We start from the raw sequence: 17,194 nt of genomic DNA on the forward strand, positions 1-17,194 counted from the left end.
TGCCGGCGCCTCTCCAAAGACTTCGAACGCTCTGCCGCTACCGAGCTCGCTTGGCTGCTCGCCGCCCATCTAAGGCTCCTAATTCGCCGTCTAGCCAGACCTTGATAGCGTCCACGCGCTTTTTGAGTCAGGCTCTGAGGAGATCGCTGGAAGCGGTCGTCTCGAAGGACGAGGCGTGCGCTCAGGCGCCTCCAAAAGTCATATGCGATCGCCCTACCTTGCGTCAGGCTTGCAGCTTCTTCAGCAACAACCTCAGCGCCGCTGCCGCGAACACCTGCATGTTGCCGAACCGGTCGTTGCTGCCCGTCTCCAGCGTCATCACCTCTGCCGTAGGGCCCGCCACCGCCATGCAGCTATGGCCGGCGGCGTCGCCGTAGCGGTTGCCGGTGGGACCGGCGGCGCCGGTTTCGGACAGGCCCCAGTCGCACCCGAAGCGCGTTCGCATCCGCTCGGCAAGCAGTTTCGCGTAGGGCTCCGATGAGGATCGAAAGCCCTTCATGCCGTCGTCCGAAATATCCATCAGCACGCGCCTCGCGTCGCGCGTGTAGACCACGGCCCCACCGAGGAAATAGGCGGACGCGCCGGGCACGGCGAGCAGGCTGGCCGAGATCAGGCCACCGGCCGAGGATTCTGCCACCGCAATCGTCTGTTTGCGCGCGATCAGTTTGGCCGCGACCTGTTCCGCAATGCCGACGAGTTCTTTCATGTCCTTCACCTCTGATCCTCGCAACTGTGCTCAGCCTTGCTAGCATAGACGGAAGCATTGGCCGAGTTGCAGGCGGCGGGCAGGCCTGCTTGAATGGCGGAGACAAAGCGGAGCGGCTAGGCGCTGCCCGCGAGAAGACGAGATTAAGAACTCCACAGGGAAACGTGAAGGAGATGTCATGGCGTCCCTGATCGCCGGCGCTGTCGATTGCGACGTGCATCCCGCCGTGCCGCATCTGACCAGTCTGCTGCCGTACCTGAACGATTATTGGCGCGATCAGGTGACGACGCGCGGCATGGTCGATCTCGTCTCGCAATCCTATCCGCAGAACTCGCCGATCGTGGCGCGGCCCGATTGGCGCCCCGAGAAAGGTAAGCCCGGCGAAAGCCTGCAGGATATGCAGCGCCACGTGCTCGATCCTTTCCAGCTCAAGCTCGCCATTTGCAATCCTCTGTACGGCGTGCAGATGGTGTTCTCCGAGGACATGCAGGCGGCCTTCTGCCGCGCACTGAACGACTGGCTCGTGAAGGAGTGGCTCGATCGCGATCCGCGCCTGCGCGGCTCGATCGTGATCCCCACGCAAAGCGTCGAGAAAGCGGTCGCCGAGATCGAGCGCTGCGCGCAAGATCGCCGCTTCGTGCAGGTGCTCATGCTGGTCATGGGCGACATACCGCTCGGCAAGCGTGCGCTGTGGCCGATCTATGAAGCTGCGGAGCGGCTGGAACTCCCGGTCGGCGTCCACGCCGGTTCCGCCTACCACAATCCGCCCACTGCTGTGGGGTGGGGGTCTTATCACATCGAGGATTATGTCGGTCAGGCCCAGGCGTTCCAGACCCAGCTCACCAGCCTGATCGTCGAGGGCGTGTTCGCCAAATATCCGCGGCTGAAAATGGTGATGCTGGAGTCCGGCGTCTCCTGGATTGCCCCCTATCTCTGGCGCCTGCACAAGTTCTGGCGCGGGGTGCGGATGGAGACGCCCTGGGTCGATCGCGCGCCGCTGGAGATTGTGCGCAGCAACATTCGCTTCTCGTTACAGCCCTTTGATGCGCCGCCGGAACCGGAGACATTAATTCGCCTGTTTGATCATATGCAGTCGGACGAATTGGTCCTATTCTCCACGGACTATCCGCACTGGCAGTTTGACGGCCAGGACGCGCTGCCCGAAGGTCTGTCCCCCGATCTCGTGCGCAAGATCATGATCGACAATCCGTATGCGACGTATCCCCGCCTGACTTAGCCCGCTGCCAAAGGAGGCAAGGCGATGAATATCCAGTTTCGCGAAAGTCCAGAAGCTGCTTCCCCACTGACTGCGAAGACCGCGATCGCGGATTGCGACATCCATCCGGCCCGCGCCACCCACACCGAGCTTTATCCCTACCTCGCCAAACGCTGGCAGCATCACCTCGACATCTATGGCGTCCACGCCTATCAGGGCATGATGGAAGGCCCGCCCTATCCGAAGGCCCAGCCCAACGCCTCGCGCCGCGACGCCTATCCGCCGGAAGGCGGCCCGCAGGGCTCTTCGTTGTCTTTCATGCAGAAGCAACTGCTCGACCCCAACAACGTGCAGCTCGGCGTGCTCAATCCGCTCAACACCGGCCAAGGCATCCGCAATCACGAACTCTCGGCCGCACTGTGCTCGGCGATCAACGACTGGCAGATCGACAAATGGACCAGCAAGGACAAGCGCCTAAAGGCCTCGATTGTCGTCGGCAATGAAGATGGGCTGTCGGCCGCCGCCGAAATCCGCGAACGTGCCGGCGACAAGAATTTCGTTCAGGTGCTGCTGCTCAGCCGCAACGTCGAGCCGCTCGGGCAGCGCCGCTACTGGCCGATCTATCAAGCCGCAGAAGAAGCCGGCCTTCCCGTCGGCGTGCACGCCTTCGGCTTCGGCGGCAATCCGATCACGCCGTCGGGCTGGCCTTCTTACTACATCGAGGAGATGGTGGGACATTCGCAGTGCCAGCAATCGGCGCTCGCGAGTCTGGTTTTGAAAGGTGTGTTCGAGCGGTTCCCGAAACTGAAGATGGTGATGATCGAAGCCGGCTTCGGCTGGGCGCCGTCGCTGGCGTGGCGGCTCGACAAGGCTTGGCAGCGGCTGCGCAGTGAGGTGCCACATGTGAAGCGGCCGCCGTCGGAATATATCCGCGAGCAGGTGTGGTGGACAACGCAGCCGATGGAGGACCCGGAGTGCCGCGAGGAGCTGTTCGACGTCATCAACTGGATCGGCTGGGATCGCCTCCTGTTTGCGACCGACTATCCGCATTGGGACTATGATGAGCCCTCGCGCGTGCTGCCGGCCGGCGTCAGCGAAGCCAATCGCGAGGCATTCTATCTAGGCAATGCCAAGAAGCTCTACGGACTAGCCGCATGATCCGAAAAAGTGTGAAGCGGTTTTTCGATAAGATCATGCGGAAAACACAGATATGGCGCGTCATGTGATTGCCGCGGTCGACGAGCTTCCGCCGGGCACGCGAAAATTACTGGAGATCGACGGACGGCCGATCGCGGTGTTCAACGTCAAGGGCGAGTATTTCGGCCTGATGAACCGCTGCCCCCATCAAGGCGCGGCGCTGTGCGAGGGCCCGCTGATCGGCCTCGCGCAATCGAAGGATCCCGGCGAGATCCAATATACGAAACTCGGCGAGATCATCCGCTGCCCCTGGCACGGCTGGGAGTTCGACATCCGCACCGGCCAGTCCTATTGCGATCCTCGCCGCTTCCGCGTGAAGGCCTATCCGGCCCATGTCGAGCCGGGCGCGACCGTGGTGAAGGGGCCGTATGTCGCGGAGACTATCCCGGTGAAGGTCGAGAGCGACTACGTGGTGGTGGAATTGTAGCTCGAACTGCAACCGCAGCGGAGACGTGCTCCTTCGCCCCGTTTTTACGGGAGAGGTGAAGGAGCGTGCCTCCGGAGTGACCGTCAGTGTCCCGCCACTGGCTCCGGCACCGCATCGTATGTCGGTACTGCCTTGCCGCCGCCGCGATACACCGTCGACGCCGCGATGATGCCGAGGAGGGCTGCGAAGATCAGCCAGAAGCCGGGCGAAGCCTTGTCGCCGGTCCGCTCGATCAACCAGGTCGAAGCGAGCGGCGTGAAGGTGCCGAACAGCGCGGCGGCGAGCGCGAACGCAAGCGAGAAGCAGGTGGTGCGCACATGCGCCGGCACGATCTCGACGAGAGCACCGAGCATGGTGCCGCTGTAGACGCCGAAATAGAACGAAAACATCATCTCAACCGCGAGCAGCTTGCCGAAAGTCGGCGCCGCCACCAGCCAGTGCAGCGCAGGATAGGCGGTGACGAGCGAGAGGCCGGCGATGGCGAGCAGCACCGGCTTGCGGCCGATGCGATCGGACAGCGCACCGCCGACCGGATTCCAGATGAAGTTGGTGACTGCCACGAGCAGCGTGACCAGCAACGCGTCCTGTGTCGACAGCTTTAGCACGGTCTTGCCGAAGGTCGGCGTGTAGACCGTGACGAAATAGAACGTCGTGGTGGTCAGGATCGCGATCATCATGCCGAGCATGACGATGCGCCAGTTGGCGAGCGCGGAGGCGAACACCTCGCTGGCCGTCGGGTGCTTCTTCATGGCGAGGAAGGCTGGCGTCTCCTCCAGCGTCCGCCGCAGGACGAAGATCAGCGGAATGATCAGGCAGCCGACAAAGAAGGGAATGCGCCAGCCCCAAGCGGCGACGGTGTCGGCCGGCATCATTTCGGAGAGGATAAAGCCGAGGATCGAAGCCATGAAGATCGCGACCTGCTGGCTCGACGATTGGAACGAGGTGTAGAAGCCGCGATTGCCGGGCGTTGCGATTTCCGCAAGATACACCGACACGCCGCCGAGCTCGACTCCGGCGGAGAAGCCTTGCAGCAGGCGGCCGATCAGCACGATGACGGGCGCCGCGATACCGATCGTCGCGTAGCTCGGGCAGAACGCGATGACGACGGTGCCGAAGGCCATGATGCCGAGCGTGACGATCAGGCCCTGGCGGCGGCCGATGCGGTCGATGTATGCGCCGAGCACGATCGCGCCGACGGGGCGCATCAAGGCGCCGAGCCAGAACACGCCGAAGGTGTTGAGCAGCGACGCCGTTTCATCGCCGGAGGGAAAGAACGCCTTGCCGATCGCGGCGGCGTAGAAACCGAACAGGAAAAAGTCGAACTGCTCGAGGAAATTGCCGGAGGTGGCACGCAGGATTGCGCCGATCCGCGACTTGATTGCGGGTGGATTGGTCGATGCGGCTGATCCAGCCATTGCGGTCTCCCCTTGGAAAAGCGTGGCCGGCCGGAACTCGTCTTCACGGCAAGGCGACAGATTGATGCTGCGACAATCTGTCATACCCCTTCCCGCAGGGTGGGAGGCGAGTCAATCGGTTTTGCCGGGGAAGCTGATGATTTTTCAGGCCTTGTTTTGCGTTGCGGCGATCATCCAGTCCCGGAACGCGGTCAATTTCGGCGCTTCGCGGCGGCCCTCCGGCGAGACCAGGTAGAAGCCGGCATCGGCCGGCAGCGCGATCTTGAAGGGCACCACGAGGCGGCCCTTGGCGATGTCGTCCTGAACGTAGGAGGTCCGGCCCATCGCGACGCCGATGCCGTCGATCGCGGCCTGGATGGTCATGAAGATCATGTCGAAAGTGATACCAGGCTGCCTGGCGATATCGGCTGGCAGGCCCGCCGCCGTCAGCCACAGCCGCCAGTCGTCGCTGTTGGCGTTCGAGGTGTGCAGCAGCGAATGGTTTCGCAGGTCTTCGGGGCGGCGTAGCGGCTTGTCGCCGCGCAGCAGGGAGGGACTGCACACCGGAAACAGCTCGTCCGCCATCAGCCAATCGGCGCGCAAGCCCGGCCACTGGCCGCGGCCGTAGCGGATCGCGGCATCGACGTCGTCGCGCTGGAAGTCGACAAGACTGGTCGAGGTGGTGATACGGACGTCGATACCGGGGTGCTGCTCCTGGAAATCGGTCAGCCGTGGCAGCAGCCATTTGGCGGCAAGCGAAGCCAGCGTCGACACGGTCAGCACCTTGTCGTCGTCCTTGCGCAGCAACCGGTCGGTGGCGAGCCGGAGATCGTTGAAGGCAGCGCGGACGCCCGGCAAATAGTCACGCGCTTCCGGCGTCAGCGTCAGCGCGCGGTTCTGCCGGACGAACAGGCGGATGCCGAGTTCCTCCTCCAGCCTTCGGATCTGATGGCTGATCGCGGTCTGGGTCACGTTCAGTTCGGTCGCCGCCAGCGTGAAACTGAGATGGCGCGCGGCGGCCTCGAACGCTCGCAATCCGTTCAGGGATGGCAATCTGGCAGTCATTTGGCACCAGGGTGCATGACGTTATTTCATGCGAAAAGGTACAAATTGTCGTTTGTCGCGGCGCAGCAGCAAGCAGATATTAGCGGTCAGGTTAGCTCCAGGAGCTGAAGATGTCTACCTTGACCCAAAATTCGATGACAAATCATCATGCGCCGAGCCTGATTCACCAGATCGGCGACACCCTCCATATCTGGCACGAACGCTACCGGACCCGGCGCGAACTCACCAACTGGACTGCGCGTGATCTGCAGGACGTCGGCCTGACTTGGAGCGATGTGGCTTATGAAGCCGACAAACCCTTCTGGCGGGCCTGATCGGCCGCCAGGCCGGCGCCGCCTGATCACAGGGGCGCCGGCGGTCCCTTTCCCTTTGCGGCATGTGTCATGAGTACGCTTCGTCTGGAAGACCTGAGGCAATATTCCGATACGCTGCGCACCCGGGAAGGTGAGACGTTCAAGCTTCGCTTCGTCGAGCCGCGCGACACTGAGGAGCTCCAGCACTATTTCCGGTCGCTCTCGACGCGGTCCCGCTACAACCGTTTCTTCGGCGCGATCAGCGAATTACCGAAGGGGCTCCTGCACGATTTCCTCGATGTCGGAGAGCGCGAGCGCTTCACCGTGGTCGCGACCATGATGGTCGACGGCTTCGAGACTATCGTCGCCGAAATGCGCTATGCGCTCCATGCCGAGACCGCAGCGGTCGAGTTCGGCCTGTCGGTCGACGACCGCTGGCACGGTCACGGGATCGCCACTGCGCTTCTGAAGAACCTGGAATGCCGCGCCGCTGCGCTGGGCGCCGAGCACATCTTTGGCGAAACGCTGCGCTCCAACGAAACCATGATCTCGCTCGCCCGCAAATCCGGCTTCGCTTTCGTCAATCATCCCGACGACTGGAAGCTGGTGCGCTTCGACAAGAAGATCGCGGTCGCACCGAAAGACATTCCCTGTGCGAGCTGGCGCCTCGCCGCTCTTTCCCGTCAGGCCGACAGCCCCTCAGCCTCGGCTTGATACACTCCGAGCCCGGCCTGGCGAAGCCAGAGCCGGGCATTTTTTTGCCTTCACGCAGTCTCCTTCGGCCTACTTCCCCGTGAACACCGCCTTGCGCTTCTCGATGAAGGCCTGCACGGCCTCCTTGTGATCGGCGGTCGCGGTGAGGCGCACCAGCCGCTCGGCCTCGTGGTCGCGCGCGGTCTCGAAGTCGAAGAGCAGGGCCTCGTCGAGATTGTCCTTCATGTAGCGCAGCGCGAGGCGAGGGCCTTCGGCGAGCGATTTGGCCAGCGCGAAAGCCTCGGCTTGCAGCAAGTCGTCGGGCACGACGCGATTGACGAGGCCGATCGCCTCGCAACGCGCGGCATCGACGCGATCGCCGGTGAACATCAATTCGCGTGCCCGCGCGGTGCCGACTAGCCGGGTCAGCAGCCAGGCGATGCCGTAATCACCGCTGAGCGCGATGCGGGCGTAGCCGGTGACAACGAACGCAGATTGCGCGGCGATGCGGATGTCGCAGGCCATGGCGATGGCAAGCCCGGCGCCGACTGCGGGGCCGGGTAGGGCGGCGATGGTGGGCTTGCGCACCGACACCAGCGCGCCGGTGAGCAGGCGCTGCCGCTCCTGGAGATCGGCGATGCGATCCTCAAGCGACATCTCCAGCTTCTTTGAATCGCGATGCGCACCCATGCCCTTGACGTTGCCGCCGGCGCAGAACGCTTCGCCTGCGCCGGTGAGCAGCAGTGCGCCGACATCAGGGTTCTCGCCGCAGCTCCGGATCATCGTGCGCAGCGCCGGCGTTAACGTATCGGACAGCGAGTTGCGCGCCTCCGGCCGGTTCAGCGTGATGACAGCGACGCGCTCGCGGATGACGCAGAGCAGCTCGTTGGTACCGGTATCGATGGTGGTTTCCGTGGTCATGTCGCTCCCTCTCTTCGTCATGGCGAGCAGCCCGCGACAAATTGCGAAGCAAGTCTGCGCTGGCGACGAAGCAATCCAGTTTGTCTCCGCGAAGATATCTCGATTGCTTCGCTTCGCTCGCAATGACGATTGTTGTGACGTTATTGCCTCAAAACAGCGCCTCAAAACGTCTCAACCCATGGCCGCAGCTCCAGCTCCCAGCTCCAGGCGCTGCGCGGCTGCTGCAACACGTTCCAATAGCTCTGCGCGATGGCGTCAGGGTCGAGCATCGAGTCCGGCTTGTCGGCCGGCTCGGTCCGCGTCGCGCTGCGGATAGCGCCGTCGATGACGAAATGCGCGACATGGATGCCCTGCGGCGACAATTCGCGCGCCATGCTCTGTGCGAGACCGCGCAGCGCGAACTTGCCCATCGCAAACGATGCCGACTGCGCATAGCCCTTGACGCTGGCGGAGGCGCCGGTGAACAGGATCGCGCCGTGCCTGTTCGGCAGCATACGCTTGGCCGCCTGTTGCGCCACCAGGAAGCCGCCATAAGCGCTGACCGCGATAGCGTGCGCGACATCGGCAGGGACCAGATCGACGAGCGGTCCGCGCGTGCGCCCGCTGGCGTTGTAGACGACGAGATCGGGCGTGCCGATCTCGCGCTCGACCAGGCCGAACAATCGCTCAACCTCCTCTGGCTCCGTGGCGTTGCAGGCATAGGCTTTGGCCCCGGTCTCGGTGCAGAGCGCGCCCAGCTTCTCGATCTTGCGCGCGGCAAGGGCGACGCGGATGTTCTGGGCCGCAAGGAGCCTTGCCAGCGAGGCGCTCAATCCTTCGCCGGCGCCGACAATGAGCGCGATCCTGTATTTTGGGTGTTCCATGGCGTGATCTCTCGCAGACAAGGAGCCGTTGATCTAAGCATGGTCTGCGCGGACGACCAGCCGGGGGCGGTCACAATTCCGCAGAGTGAATTGCTCCCTCACGGCGATCATGCCTCCCTGACGATTTGCGGCTTTATCCGCATTCGCCTCTGGAGCATGATCGACATCATCCCAAGCGGCAAGCGCAAAAAATTGCCGGCGGGCGGAAACGAGAGGACGATCATGCACAAGCCCATCCCAGCGCCGCCAACACGTATCGCGGTCGAGCCGTCCGGCCTGCTGGCACCCGATACCACTGGCATGAATTTCTACCGCGCCGATCCCGGACTGACGGACCTCTTGCGCATCCATCTGCCGGACACGCTGTTCCGCCATATCGAGCCGCATCTCGATCGCCTCGGCGAACTCGCCGGCGGCCAGCTCGACGAATGCGCGCGGCTTGCCGACCGGCACACGCCCATCCTGCATCAGCGCGACAAGTTCGGCCGCGACATACAATGGATCGAGTATCATCCGGCCTATCGCGAGCTGGAGAAGGCCGCGTTCGGCGAATTCGGCATCCACGCGCTCTCGATCCGCAAGGGCATCATGGGCTGGCCGGACAAATATCCCGTGGTGGCCAAGCACGCCTTCACCTTCCTGTTCAACCAGACCGAATTCGGCATGGGCTGCCCGATCAACGTCACCGACGGCTGCGCAAAACTGTTGGCGAATTTCGGCAGTGAAGCGCTGAAGGCGAAATATCTGGATGGCCTGACCCAGACCGACATGAGCAAGCTGACCCAGGGCGGCCAGTTCATGACCGAGAAAGAAGGCGGCTCCGACGTCGGCACGCTGACGACCCGCGCGGTGCAGGAAGGCGACCATTGGCGCCTCTACGGCGAAAAATGGTTCTGCTCGAACGCCGACGCCAAGATCGTGATGCTGCTGGCGCGTCCTGAAGGCGCCGGCCCGGGCACGCGCGGCGTAGGCCTGTTCTTGATGCCGCGCTTCCTCGACGACGGCTCGCAAAACAGCTACCGGATCGTGCGTCTCAAGGACAAGCTCGGCACCCGCTCGATGGCTTCGGGCGAGATCAAGCTCGAAGGCGCGATCGCCTACGCAGTGGGCAAGCTCGACCGTGGGTTCGTGCAGATGGCCGAGATGGTGAACTCGTCGCGGCTCTCAAATGGTGTCAAATCCACCGCGCTGATGCGCCGGGCCTATCACGACGCGCTTGCCGTCGCGAAGAACCGCGTCGTGTTCGGCAATCGCATCATCGACCTGCCGCTCGGTCGCCGGCAGATGCTGAAAATCATGCTGCCGGTCGAGCAAGCGCTGTCGATGAGCTTCCTCACCGCCGACGCGCTCGACCGCGCCGAAGCCGGCAGCCAGGATGCGGCGGCGCTCTTGCGCATTCTCACGCCGACGCTGAAGTTCCGCGCCACGCGCGACGCGCGAAAGGTCTGCGGCGATGCGCTCGAGATGCGCGGCGGCATCGGCTATATCGAGGAATTCGCCACCGCGCGCCTGCTGCGCGATGCGCATCTCGGCTCGGTCTGGGAAGGCACCGGCAACATTGTCGCGATCGATGCGCTGCGGCGCGCGGTCGGCCGTCATGGCGCGGAGTCCGCGCTCGCGGCCGATCTGCATGCCCGGCTCGACGACAGCGCCTCCGTGCCACAGGCCTGGCGCGATAATCTGCGCCGCCTCACCGATCGCGCCGTCGGCTTCGCACGAGAGGTCGCGGCCAAGGTCGAATACGAGGCCGATGCGCGGCGCGCCACCAGCCTGCTCTATCATGTCGCGAGCGCCGTCGCGCTCGCCTGGGAATCGCATCGCATCCACGACATGCGCGGCGACGCGCGCCGGCTGCTGCTGTCGCGGCTCGTGATCGACCATCGCGTCCTGCCGAGCGATCCGTTCCGGCTGACGGAAAATCCAGTGCAGCAGAAGATCGCCGCGCTGCTGCTCGGCGATCGCGACGCCACCATGAGTGAGGTTGGCGAACTGTTTCTGGCGGCGTAGGCTCCTTTCACCTCTCCCATAGGGAGAGGTGAGGAATGCACTCAACGAAACAGCATGAGGAAACACCGATGAAGGCCGCCGTCCTCTATGAAGTCAATCAGCCGCTCGTCATCGAGGACATCAGCCTGCCGAAGCCTGGCCCGCGCGAGGTCCTGATCCGCACCGCAGTCGCCGGGCTCTGTCATTCCGATCTGCACTTCATGGAAGGCCTCTATCCGCATCCGCTACCTGCGGTGCTTGGGCACGAGTCCGCCGGCGTGGTCGAACAGGTCGGCTCCGACGTCACTTACGTCAAGCCGGGCGATCACGTCGTCACCTGCCTCTCGGTCTTCTGCGGCACTTGCGACAATTGCACGACGGGGCGCACCGTGCTCTGCACCGACACGACGGTGAAGATGCTGCCGGGCGTCTCCGACCGGATGCAGTGGGCGAAGCCTGAGAAGCTGCACCAGTTTCTCAACCTCTCGTCGTTCGCTGAGCAGATGCTGGTGCACGAGAACGCGATCGTCAAAATCCGGAAGGAAATGCCGCTCGATCTCGCCGCGCTGATCGGCTGCGGCGTGATCACCGGCTACGGCGCGGTGGTGAACACGGCAAAGGTGACGGCCGGCGAGACCGTGGCGGTGATCGGCTGCGGCGGCGTCGGCATGGCCGCGATCAACGGCGCGCAGATCGCCGGCGCCGGCCGCATCATCGCCATCGACACCAATCCGGCCAAGCTGCAGCTCGCGACCAAGCTGGGCGCGACCGACATCATCAATCCCGCCGATGGTGACGTCGTGAAGCAGGTGCGCGATCTCACCAATGGCGGCGTGCATCATTCCTTCGAGGTGCTCGGCCGCAAGGAAACCGCCGAGCAGGCGTTCGGCATGCTTGCCTCCGGCGGCACCGCTACCATCGTCGGCATGATCCCGTTCGGACAGAAGATCGAGCTGCACGGCTTCGACTTCCTGCGCGAGCGCAAGATCCAGGGCTCCTCGATGGGCTCCAACCATTTCCGCGTCGACATGCCACGCCTGGTCGACTTCTACCTGCGCGGCCGGCTGCACCTGGAGGACTGGATCTCGGCCAAGCTGAAGCTAAGCGAGATCAACGAGGGCTTTGCCAACATGAAAGCCGGCAAGACGCTGCGCAGCGTGATCGTGTTCGATAGCTGACACAACGACTGTGTCATCGCCCGGCCTTGACCGCGCGATCCAACACCCGCGGCGGAACTTGCGTGAACGACCGCCGCGGAGTAGCGGATGCTCCGCCTTCGCGGGGCATGACAGCGCTGAGGATGCCGGCTGTGTGCCCAACTCAGCGTGACACGTGCGCCGACACCGCCAGCCACTTGCCGTTCTGCTTCGCCCAACAATCGGTATATCGTCCGGTAGCATACTGGCCGTCCGCCATGGTGTAGCTCGTCTCGGCGTGGATGATGGCGAAATCGCCCATGATGCGGATGATGACGTCATGCGCGTGCAAATTGCGGATCGCGATCGGCCGCGCCGTCTGTTCCAGGAAGGCTGTGCGATCGACCAGCGTCTTGTCGGGATTGGAGCAGTAGAACTCCGGCGCCAGGATCTCGTCGAAGCGCTTGACGTCGCAGTTCTGGACCGAAGCGACATAGTCGCGGTTGAGCGCGGTGAGCTGTTCGAGATCGTTGCTCATGACCTCTCTCTCCTGCCATCCGAGATGCCCGTAGCGCTAGCCCCGGAATCTCGATGTTGTTTTTCCGCCGTCATTGCGAGCGAAGAGAAGCAATTCAGAAATGTCTCTGCGGGTACAGTCTGGATTGCTTCGTCGCAAGAGCTCCTCGCAATGACGGAAAGCGACTAGTCATTGAACAAAGGCGGCGGCACGAACCCGCCGAACTCGCGCTCGATCAGCTCGGCGAGCTTCAGCGGCGTGCGATCCTCGAGGAAAGGCCCGATGATCTGCACGCCCACCGGCAGGCCGTCCTTCGACAGGCCGAGCGGAATGGCCGTTGCGGGCAAGCCCGTCAGTGTGGCGATGCCGGGCCAGGCAAGCTGGTCCGGATAGGCAAAGTCCTTGCCGTCGATATTGATCCGGCGCGTCTCCTGCTGGGGCGAATGATCATGCGGATAGGCCGCCGTCGGCATGATCGGACAGATCACCGCATCGAATGTCCGGAACAATTGCCGCCATTGCGCGCGCAGCCCGGCGCGGGCGCCCTCGTCGAACACCCAGGCCTGGTGCGTGCAGGTCATGCCGCGCAGCCGTTCGGCGGCAAGGCTCTTGTCCTCTGGTGAGAGCTGTGCCGCTCCGGCACGTGCGCCGGCGAGAATGTCCGGCGAAAAGAAGGCGCCGAGAAAGCTCATCAGCATGCGCATGTAGAGGCGCGAGGCTTCCGTAAAATCGGGAAACAGCGGACTCTCACGTGCGACGCTGGCGCCCATGCTCGCCAATTGCCCCGCCAGCTTGTCGATCGCGCCGCGAATGTCGGCATTCGCGGGCAGCAACGGGTGACTGTCAATCACGAGCACACGGAAATCCTTCAGCGTGTGATGTCGCGCCTCCGGCAACGCAAGCCTGTATCCGATCCCGAGGTCCAGCGGATCGGGGCCTGCCATCACTTCCAGGAGCAGAGGCAGATCGGCCGCACTCCGCGCCATCGGACCGATCACCGCCATGTCGCGCTCCATCGGGATGGCGGGAAATGGCGGCGGCGTATGGCCGCGCGTCGGGCAGAGATTGTAGGTCGGCTTGTGCGCATAGACCCCGCAATGGAAGGCGGGCACCCGCAGCGAGCCGCCGATGTCGGAGCCGAGCGAGAGCGGTCCATAGCCGGCCGCCAGCGCCGCAGACGAGCCGCCCGATGAGCCGCCGGGGGTGCGGCCGACATCGAACGGATTGTTCGTGACACCATAGATGTCGTTGTAGCTCTGCCAATCCCCCAAGCCGACGGGAACGTTGGTCTTGCCGAGGATGATGCCGCCGGCGTTTTTAACCCGGGTGATCGACAGTGCATCTTCCGCCGGCTTGAAATCCTTCTGCGCGGTCCAGCCCCACGTCGTGGGCAGGCCGGCGACGTTGAAGGATTCCTTCACCGTGACGGGCAGGCCCAGCAGCGGTTTTCGTTCGCCGCGCGCCAATGCGGCGTCCGCCTCGCGCGCCGCAACAAGCGCGCGATCAAAATCGCGCACGCAAATTGCGTTGATCTTGCCGTCGTGACGTTCGATGCGGTCGATCGCGTCCCGGGTGAGCTCGACCGCGGAGACCTTCTTGGCGGTCAACGCGCTCGACAGCTCGACTGCGCTCTTGAAACTCCATTGCGATTTGGCCAAGGCATGCTCCTGTTCTTATTTTCGGAGGATGATGCGCAGTTTGGCCCAATGCCGCAACGGCTGTTTGATCGCGGTTGACGCTGTCATGCCCGCCGTGGCGGGGCATGACAGCATCAGATAAGGCTGAAAGGGCCTTACAGCTGACCGAGCAGCGTATCGCCGCCGGAGACCTCGACCTTGCCGGGCATAGCCTCGAGATTCAGCTTCTTCACCACGCCGTCCTCGACCAGCATCGAATAGCGCTTGGAGCGGATGCCGAGGCCGTTGGCCGAGGCGTCCAGCTCCATGCCGATCGCCTTGGTGAAATCGGCATTGCCGTCGGCGAGGAAGATGGCCTCGTCGCGCTGATCGGTGTCGCGCTTCCAGGCGTTCATGACGAAGGCATCGTTGACGGAGACGATGGCGATGGTGTCGACGCCCTTGTCCTTGATGGCGTACGCGTTGAGGAAGATGCTCGGCAGATGCATCTTGTGGCAGGTGCCGGTATACGCGCCGGGCACCGCGAACAGCGCCACCTTCTTGCCCTTGAAGATATCGTCGGTGGTCTTCACCTGCGGACCTTCCGCCGTCATCACACGGAATTTCGCCTCGGGCAGCTTGTCGCCAACTTGGATGGTCATCGTCAGTCTCCCTGAATATCGGTCCCGCCTTTTAGACCGTGGCGCGGGCCTGCACAATATTTGCGGGCGGCGGAAGCGCCGAGGCCCCCGGTCGTTCACCGTGATGTCATCAGCCTGCAAAACCGCCGCCGTCGAGGAAGGCCTGCTCTTCCACAGTCGTGTCACGGCCGAGAAGGCGATTGCGGTGGGGGAAGCGGCCGAAACGCTGGATGATGTCGGCGTGCTCGCGAGCGTATTTCAGGTTCTCGGCATTGTCGGTGTTTTGAAACAGCGCAACGCAATGCAGCTGGTCGCTCAGGTGCTCGGAATGCATGAAGGGCAGATAGAGGAATTCGAGCAGGATGGGATCGACCTTGCGATCTGTGCCCCTTTCGATGGCGCGGCGGGCAACATCGCGCGCAAGCGTATCGCTGGCAAAGGCTTGCGGCGTGCCGCGGAACATGTTGCGGGGGAACTGGTCGAGCACGATGACCAGCGCGAGCGCGCCCTCGTCACTCGTCTCCCATGATGCGAGCTCACCGGCGGCCGCCTTCTGCCACAGGCCGAGAAAGCGGCGCCTGACCTCTGCGTCGAAAGCGTTGTTGCGCTCATACCAGCGCTCGCGGCCGGCCTCGCGCCAGAAGGCGAGAACGTCGGATGGCGTGATGTCGCCGACCTCCAGCATGAATGAAAGCGGCCTTACGCCGCCTCCGCCTTCTTCTCGTCGCGGAGCTGCCGGCGCAGGATCTTGCCGACATTGGTCTTCGGCAGGTCGGTGCGGAATTCGATGTGCTTGGGCACCTTGTAGCCGGTGAGCTGCTCGTGACAGAACTTGATCACGTCCTCGGCCGTGAGGTTGGGGTCTTTCTTGACCACGAACGCCTTCACCGCTTCGCCCGATTTGGAATCGGGGATGCCGATCACGGCGCATTCGAGCACGCCAGGATGGGTCGCGATGACTTCCTCGATCTCGTTGGGATAGACGTTGAAGCCGGAGACCAGGATCATGTCCTTCTTGCGATCGACGATCTTGGTGTAGCCTTTCTCGTCCATTACGCCGATGTCGCCGGTGCGGAAAAATCCGTCAGCGGTCATCACCTTGGCAGTCTCCTCCGGCTTGTTCCAATAGCCTGACATCACCTGCGGACCCTTGGCGCAGATTTCGCCGGGCTGGCCGAGCGGGACCTCGTTGCCGTCGTCGTCGCGGATCGAGATCCAGGTCGAAGGCACGGGGATGCCGATCGTGCCCGAGAACTCTGTTGCCGTCGCCGGGTTGCAGGTCAGCGTCGGCGAGGTCTCCGACAGGCCGTAGCCTTCGGCGATGAAGCAGCCGGTGATCGCCTTCCACTGCTCGGCGACGGGGCGCTGCACCGCCATGCCGCCGCCGTTGGAGATCTTCAGCTTGGAGAAGTCGAGCTTCTTGAAGTCGGGATGATGCATCAGGCCGTTGTAGAGCGTGTTCACGGCCGGGAAGCTGTTGACCTGGTATTTGGCCAGCTCCTTGACGAAACCGGCGATGTCGCGCGGATTGGGGATCAAGAGATTGCAGCCACCGGCGCGCACCGCGAGCAGGTAGCAGGCCGTCAACGCGAAGATGTGATAAAGCGGCAGCGCACAGACGATCATGAGCTGATCGACATGCGGCGGCGCGGCGAGCGCCGGCTGGAGCCAGGCGTCGTTCTGCAGGACGTTGGCGACGATGTTGCGGTGGAGCAGGGTGGCGCCCTTGGAGACGCCGGTGGTGCCGCCGGTATATTGCAGGAACGCGACGTCGCCCGGCGAGAGTTTTGGCTTGCTGAAGGTCATGCCGCGGCCGGCGGAGAGCGCGTCGTTGAAGGACACTGCGCCCGGCAGCGACCAGGCCGGTACCATTTTCTTGAGGCGGCGGACGACGAGATTGACGATCACGCCCTTGAAGCCGAGCAGGTCGCCCATGCTGGCGACGATGACGTGCTTGACCTGTGTCTTCGCGATCACCTGCTCGACCGTGTGGGCGAAATTCTCCAGCACGATGATGGCCTCGGCGCCGGAATCCTTGAGCTGATGCTCGAGCTCGCGCGGAGTATAGAGCGGGTTGACGTTGACCACCGCGAAACCGGCGCGCAGCACGGCGGCGGTCGCGACCGGATATTGCAGTACGTTCGGCATCATGAGGGCGACCCGCGCGCCGCGCTGCAGCCCGCGGCCCTGCAAATAGGCGGCGAGCGCGACCGACATCTGGTCGAGGTCGCGATAGCTGATCGACTTGTCCATGCAAATGAACGCCTTGCGGTCGGCGAACCTGGTGAAGCTCTCCTCCAGCAGGTCGACCAGCGATGCGTATTGCGTCCGCTCGATATCGGCGGGCACGCCGGGCGGATATTGCTTGAGCCAGATGCGCTCCATGGAAACTCCCCTCATCTAACTGAGCCCGTTGTGTCTCGGGCTTGCCTCGTTGCCGTCAGTATCGAGCCTGCCGGAACGGGTGGCAAGCCGTCGAGGCTTAGGGCAAAGGTCGGGGAGTAGCTACCGGAATCCTCACTG

17 protein-coding genes and 1 pseudogene are annotated in these 17,194 nt (G+C 63.5%); 8 read left to right on the forward strand and 10 right to left on the reverse strand.

Annotated elements, in window-relative coordinates; all coding sequences use genetic code 11:
• Nucleotides 1–105, forward strand: a pseudogene (locus IVA91_RS31005) (IS5/IS1182 family transposase); the annotation flags it as partial.
• A 118-nt stretch (nt 106–223) separates the two neighbouring features.
• On the opposite strand, the gene IVA91_RS31010 reads toward IVA91_RS31005, so the two are convergent.
• Entirely contained in the window at nt 224–706 is a 483-nt protein-coding gene (locus tag IVA91_RS31010) for a CinA family protein (RefSeq protein WP_247278968.1), read from the reverse strand.
• A 178-nt stretch (nt 707–884) separates the two neighbouring features.
• Here IVA91_RS31010 and IVA91_RS31015 point away from each other — a divergent pair, with 178 nt between their 5' ends.
• From IVA91_RS31015 to IVA91_RS31025, 3 genes are read left to right on the forward strand one after another with little or no spacing between them, the layout of a single operon-like run.
• The gene (locus IVA91_RS31015) at nt 885–1,943 is read left to right on the forward strand and encodes an amidohydrolase family protein (protein WP_247278967.1); all 1,059 of its coding nucleotides are present in this window, start codon (nt 885–887) and stop codon (nt 1,941–1,943) included.
• Between the two features lie 24 nt (nt 1,944–1,967).
• On the forward strand, nt 1,968–3,080 hold the full coding sequence (locus IVA91_RS31020; RefSeq protein ID WP_247460048.1) for an amidohydrolase family protein: 1,113 nt from the start codon (nt 1,968–1,970) through the stop codon (nt 3,078–3,080).
• A gap of 52 nt (nt 3,081–3,132) precedes the next feature.
• The gene (locus tag IVA91_RS31025; protein ID WP_247278965.1) at nt 3,133–3,546 is read left to right on the forward strand and encodes a Rieske (2Fe-2S) protein; all 414 of its coding nucleotides are present in this window, start codon (nt 3,133–3,135) and stop codon (nt 3,544–3,546) included.
• An 83-nt stretch (nt 3,547–3,629) separates the two neighbouring features.
• Here the strand turns inward: IVA91_RS31025 and IVA91_RS31030 are convergent, their stop codons facing one another.
• Nucleotides 3,630–4,961, reverse strand: a complete 1,332-nt coding sequence (locus IVA91_RS31030; RefSeq protein WP_247460050.1) for an MFS transporter — start codon at nt 4,959–4,961, stop codon at nt 3,630–3,632.
• A gap of 144 nt (nt 4,962–5,105) precedes the next feature.
• A complete protein-coding gene (locus IVA91_RS31035; RefSeq protein ID WP_247278963.1) occupies nt 5,106–6,005 on the reverse strand; it encodes a transcriptional regulator GcvA in 900 nt (299 codons plus the stop codon).
• Between the two features lie 110 nt (nt 6,006–6,115).
• On the opposite strand from IVA91_RS31035, the gene IVA91_RS31040 reads away from it, so the two are divergent.
• Nucleotides 6,116–6,319, forward strand: a complete 204-nt coding sequence (locus IVA91_RS31040) for a DUF1127 domain-containing protein (protein ID WP_247278962.1) — start codon at nt 6,116–6,118, stop codon at nt 6,317–6,319.
• Nucleotides 6,320–6,388: 69 nt separating this feature from the next.
• On the forward strand, nt 6,389–7,012 hold the full coding sequence (locus tag IVA91_RS31045; RefSeq protein ID WP_247278961.1) for a GNAT family N-acetyltransferase: 624 nt from the start codon (nt 6,389–6,391) through the stop codon (nt 7,010–7,012).
• Between the two features lie 69 nt (nt 7,013–7,081).
• Here IVA91_RS31045 and IVA91_RS31050 read toward each other — a convergent pair whose 3' ends face one another.
• Both IVA91_RS31050 and IVA91_RS31055 read right to left on the reverse strand, forming a co-directional pair.
• Nucleotides 7,082–7,912 (reverse strand): enoyl-CoA hydratase, encoded by an 831-nt coding sequence (locus IVA91_RS31050; protein ID WP_247278960.1) that lies wholly within the window; start codon nt 7,910–7,912, stop codon nt 7,082–7,084.
• A gap of 161 nt (nt 7,913–8,073) precedes the next feature.
• Entirely contained in the window at nt 8,074–8,775 is a 702-nt protein-coding gene (locus IVA91_RS31055) for an SDR family NAD(P)-dependent oxidoreductase (RefSeq protein ID WP_247278959.1), read from the reverse strand.
• Between the two features lie 222 nt (nt 8,776–8,997).
• Here IVA91_RS31055 and IVA91_RS31060 point away from each other — a divergent pair, with 222 nt between their 5' ends.
• Together IVA91_RS31060 and IVA91_RS31065 are read left to right on the forward strand one after the other, a co-directional pair.
• Nucleotides 8,998–10,782, forward strand: coding sequence for an acyl-CoA dehydrogenase family protein (locus tag IVA91_RS31060; protein ID WP_247278958.1), 1,785 nt, complete (start codon nt 8,998–9,000; stop codon nt 10,780–10,782).
• 68 nt (nt 10,783–10,850) lie between these two features.
• A complete protein-coding gene (locus IVA91_RS31065) occupies nt 10,851–11,939 on the forward strand; it encodes a Zn-dependent alcohol dehydrogenase (RefSeq protein WP_247278957.1) in 1,089 nt (362 codons plus the stop codon).
• A gap of 142 nt (nt 11,940–12,081) precedes the next feature.
• Here IVA91_RS31065 and IVA91_RS31070 read toward each other — a convergent pair whose 3' ends face one another.
• The 5 genes from IVA91_RS31070 to IVA91_RS31090 form a co-directional block, all read right to left on the reverse strand.
• Nucleotides 12,082–12,435, reverse strand: a complete 354-nt coding sequence (locus tag IVA91_RS31070) for a nuclear transport factor 2 family protein (protein ID WP_247278956.1) — start codon at nt 12,433–12,435, stop codon at nt 12,082–12,084.
• 164 nt (nt 12,436–12,599) lie between these two features.
• Entirely contained in the window at nt 12,600–14,072 is a 1,473-nt protein-coding gene (locus IVA91_RS31075; RefSeq protein WP_247278955.1) for an amidase, read from the reverse strand.
• Between the two features lie 134 nt (nt 14,073–14,206).
• Nucleotides 14,207–14,692, reverse strand: coding sequence for a peroxiredoxin (locus IVA91_RS31080; RefSeq protein WP_247278954.1), 486 nt, complete (start codon nt 14,690–14,692; stop codon nt 14,207–14,209).
• 109 nt (nt 14,693–14,801) lie between these two features.
• On the reverse strand, nt 14,802–15,356 hold the full coding sequence (locus IVA91_RS31085; protein WP_247278953.1) for a DUF924 family protein: 555 nt from the start codon (nt 15,354–15,356) through the stop codon (nt 14,802–14,804).
• A gap of 14 nt (nt 15,357–15,370) precedes the next feature.
• A complete protein-coding gene (locus tag IVA91_RS31090) occupies nt 15,371–17,056 on the reverse strand; it encodes a long-chain fatty acid--CoA ligase (RefSeq protein ID WP_247460052.1) in 1,686 nt (561 codons plus the stop codon).
• Between the last annotated feature and the right edge of the window lie 138 nt (nt 17,057–17,194).

Origin of the sequence: Bradyrhizobium sp. 153 (genome assembly GCF_023073835.1) — a bacterium.
Taxonomy (GTDB): domain Bacteria; phylum Pseudomonadota; class Alphaproteobacteria; order Rhizobiales; family Xanthobacteraceae; genus Bradyrhizobium.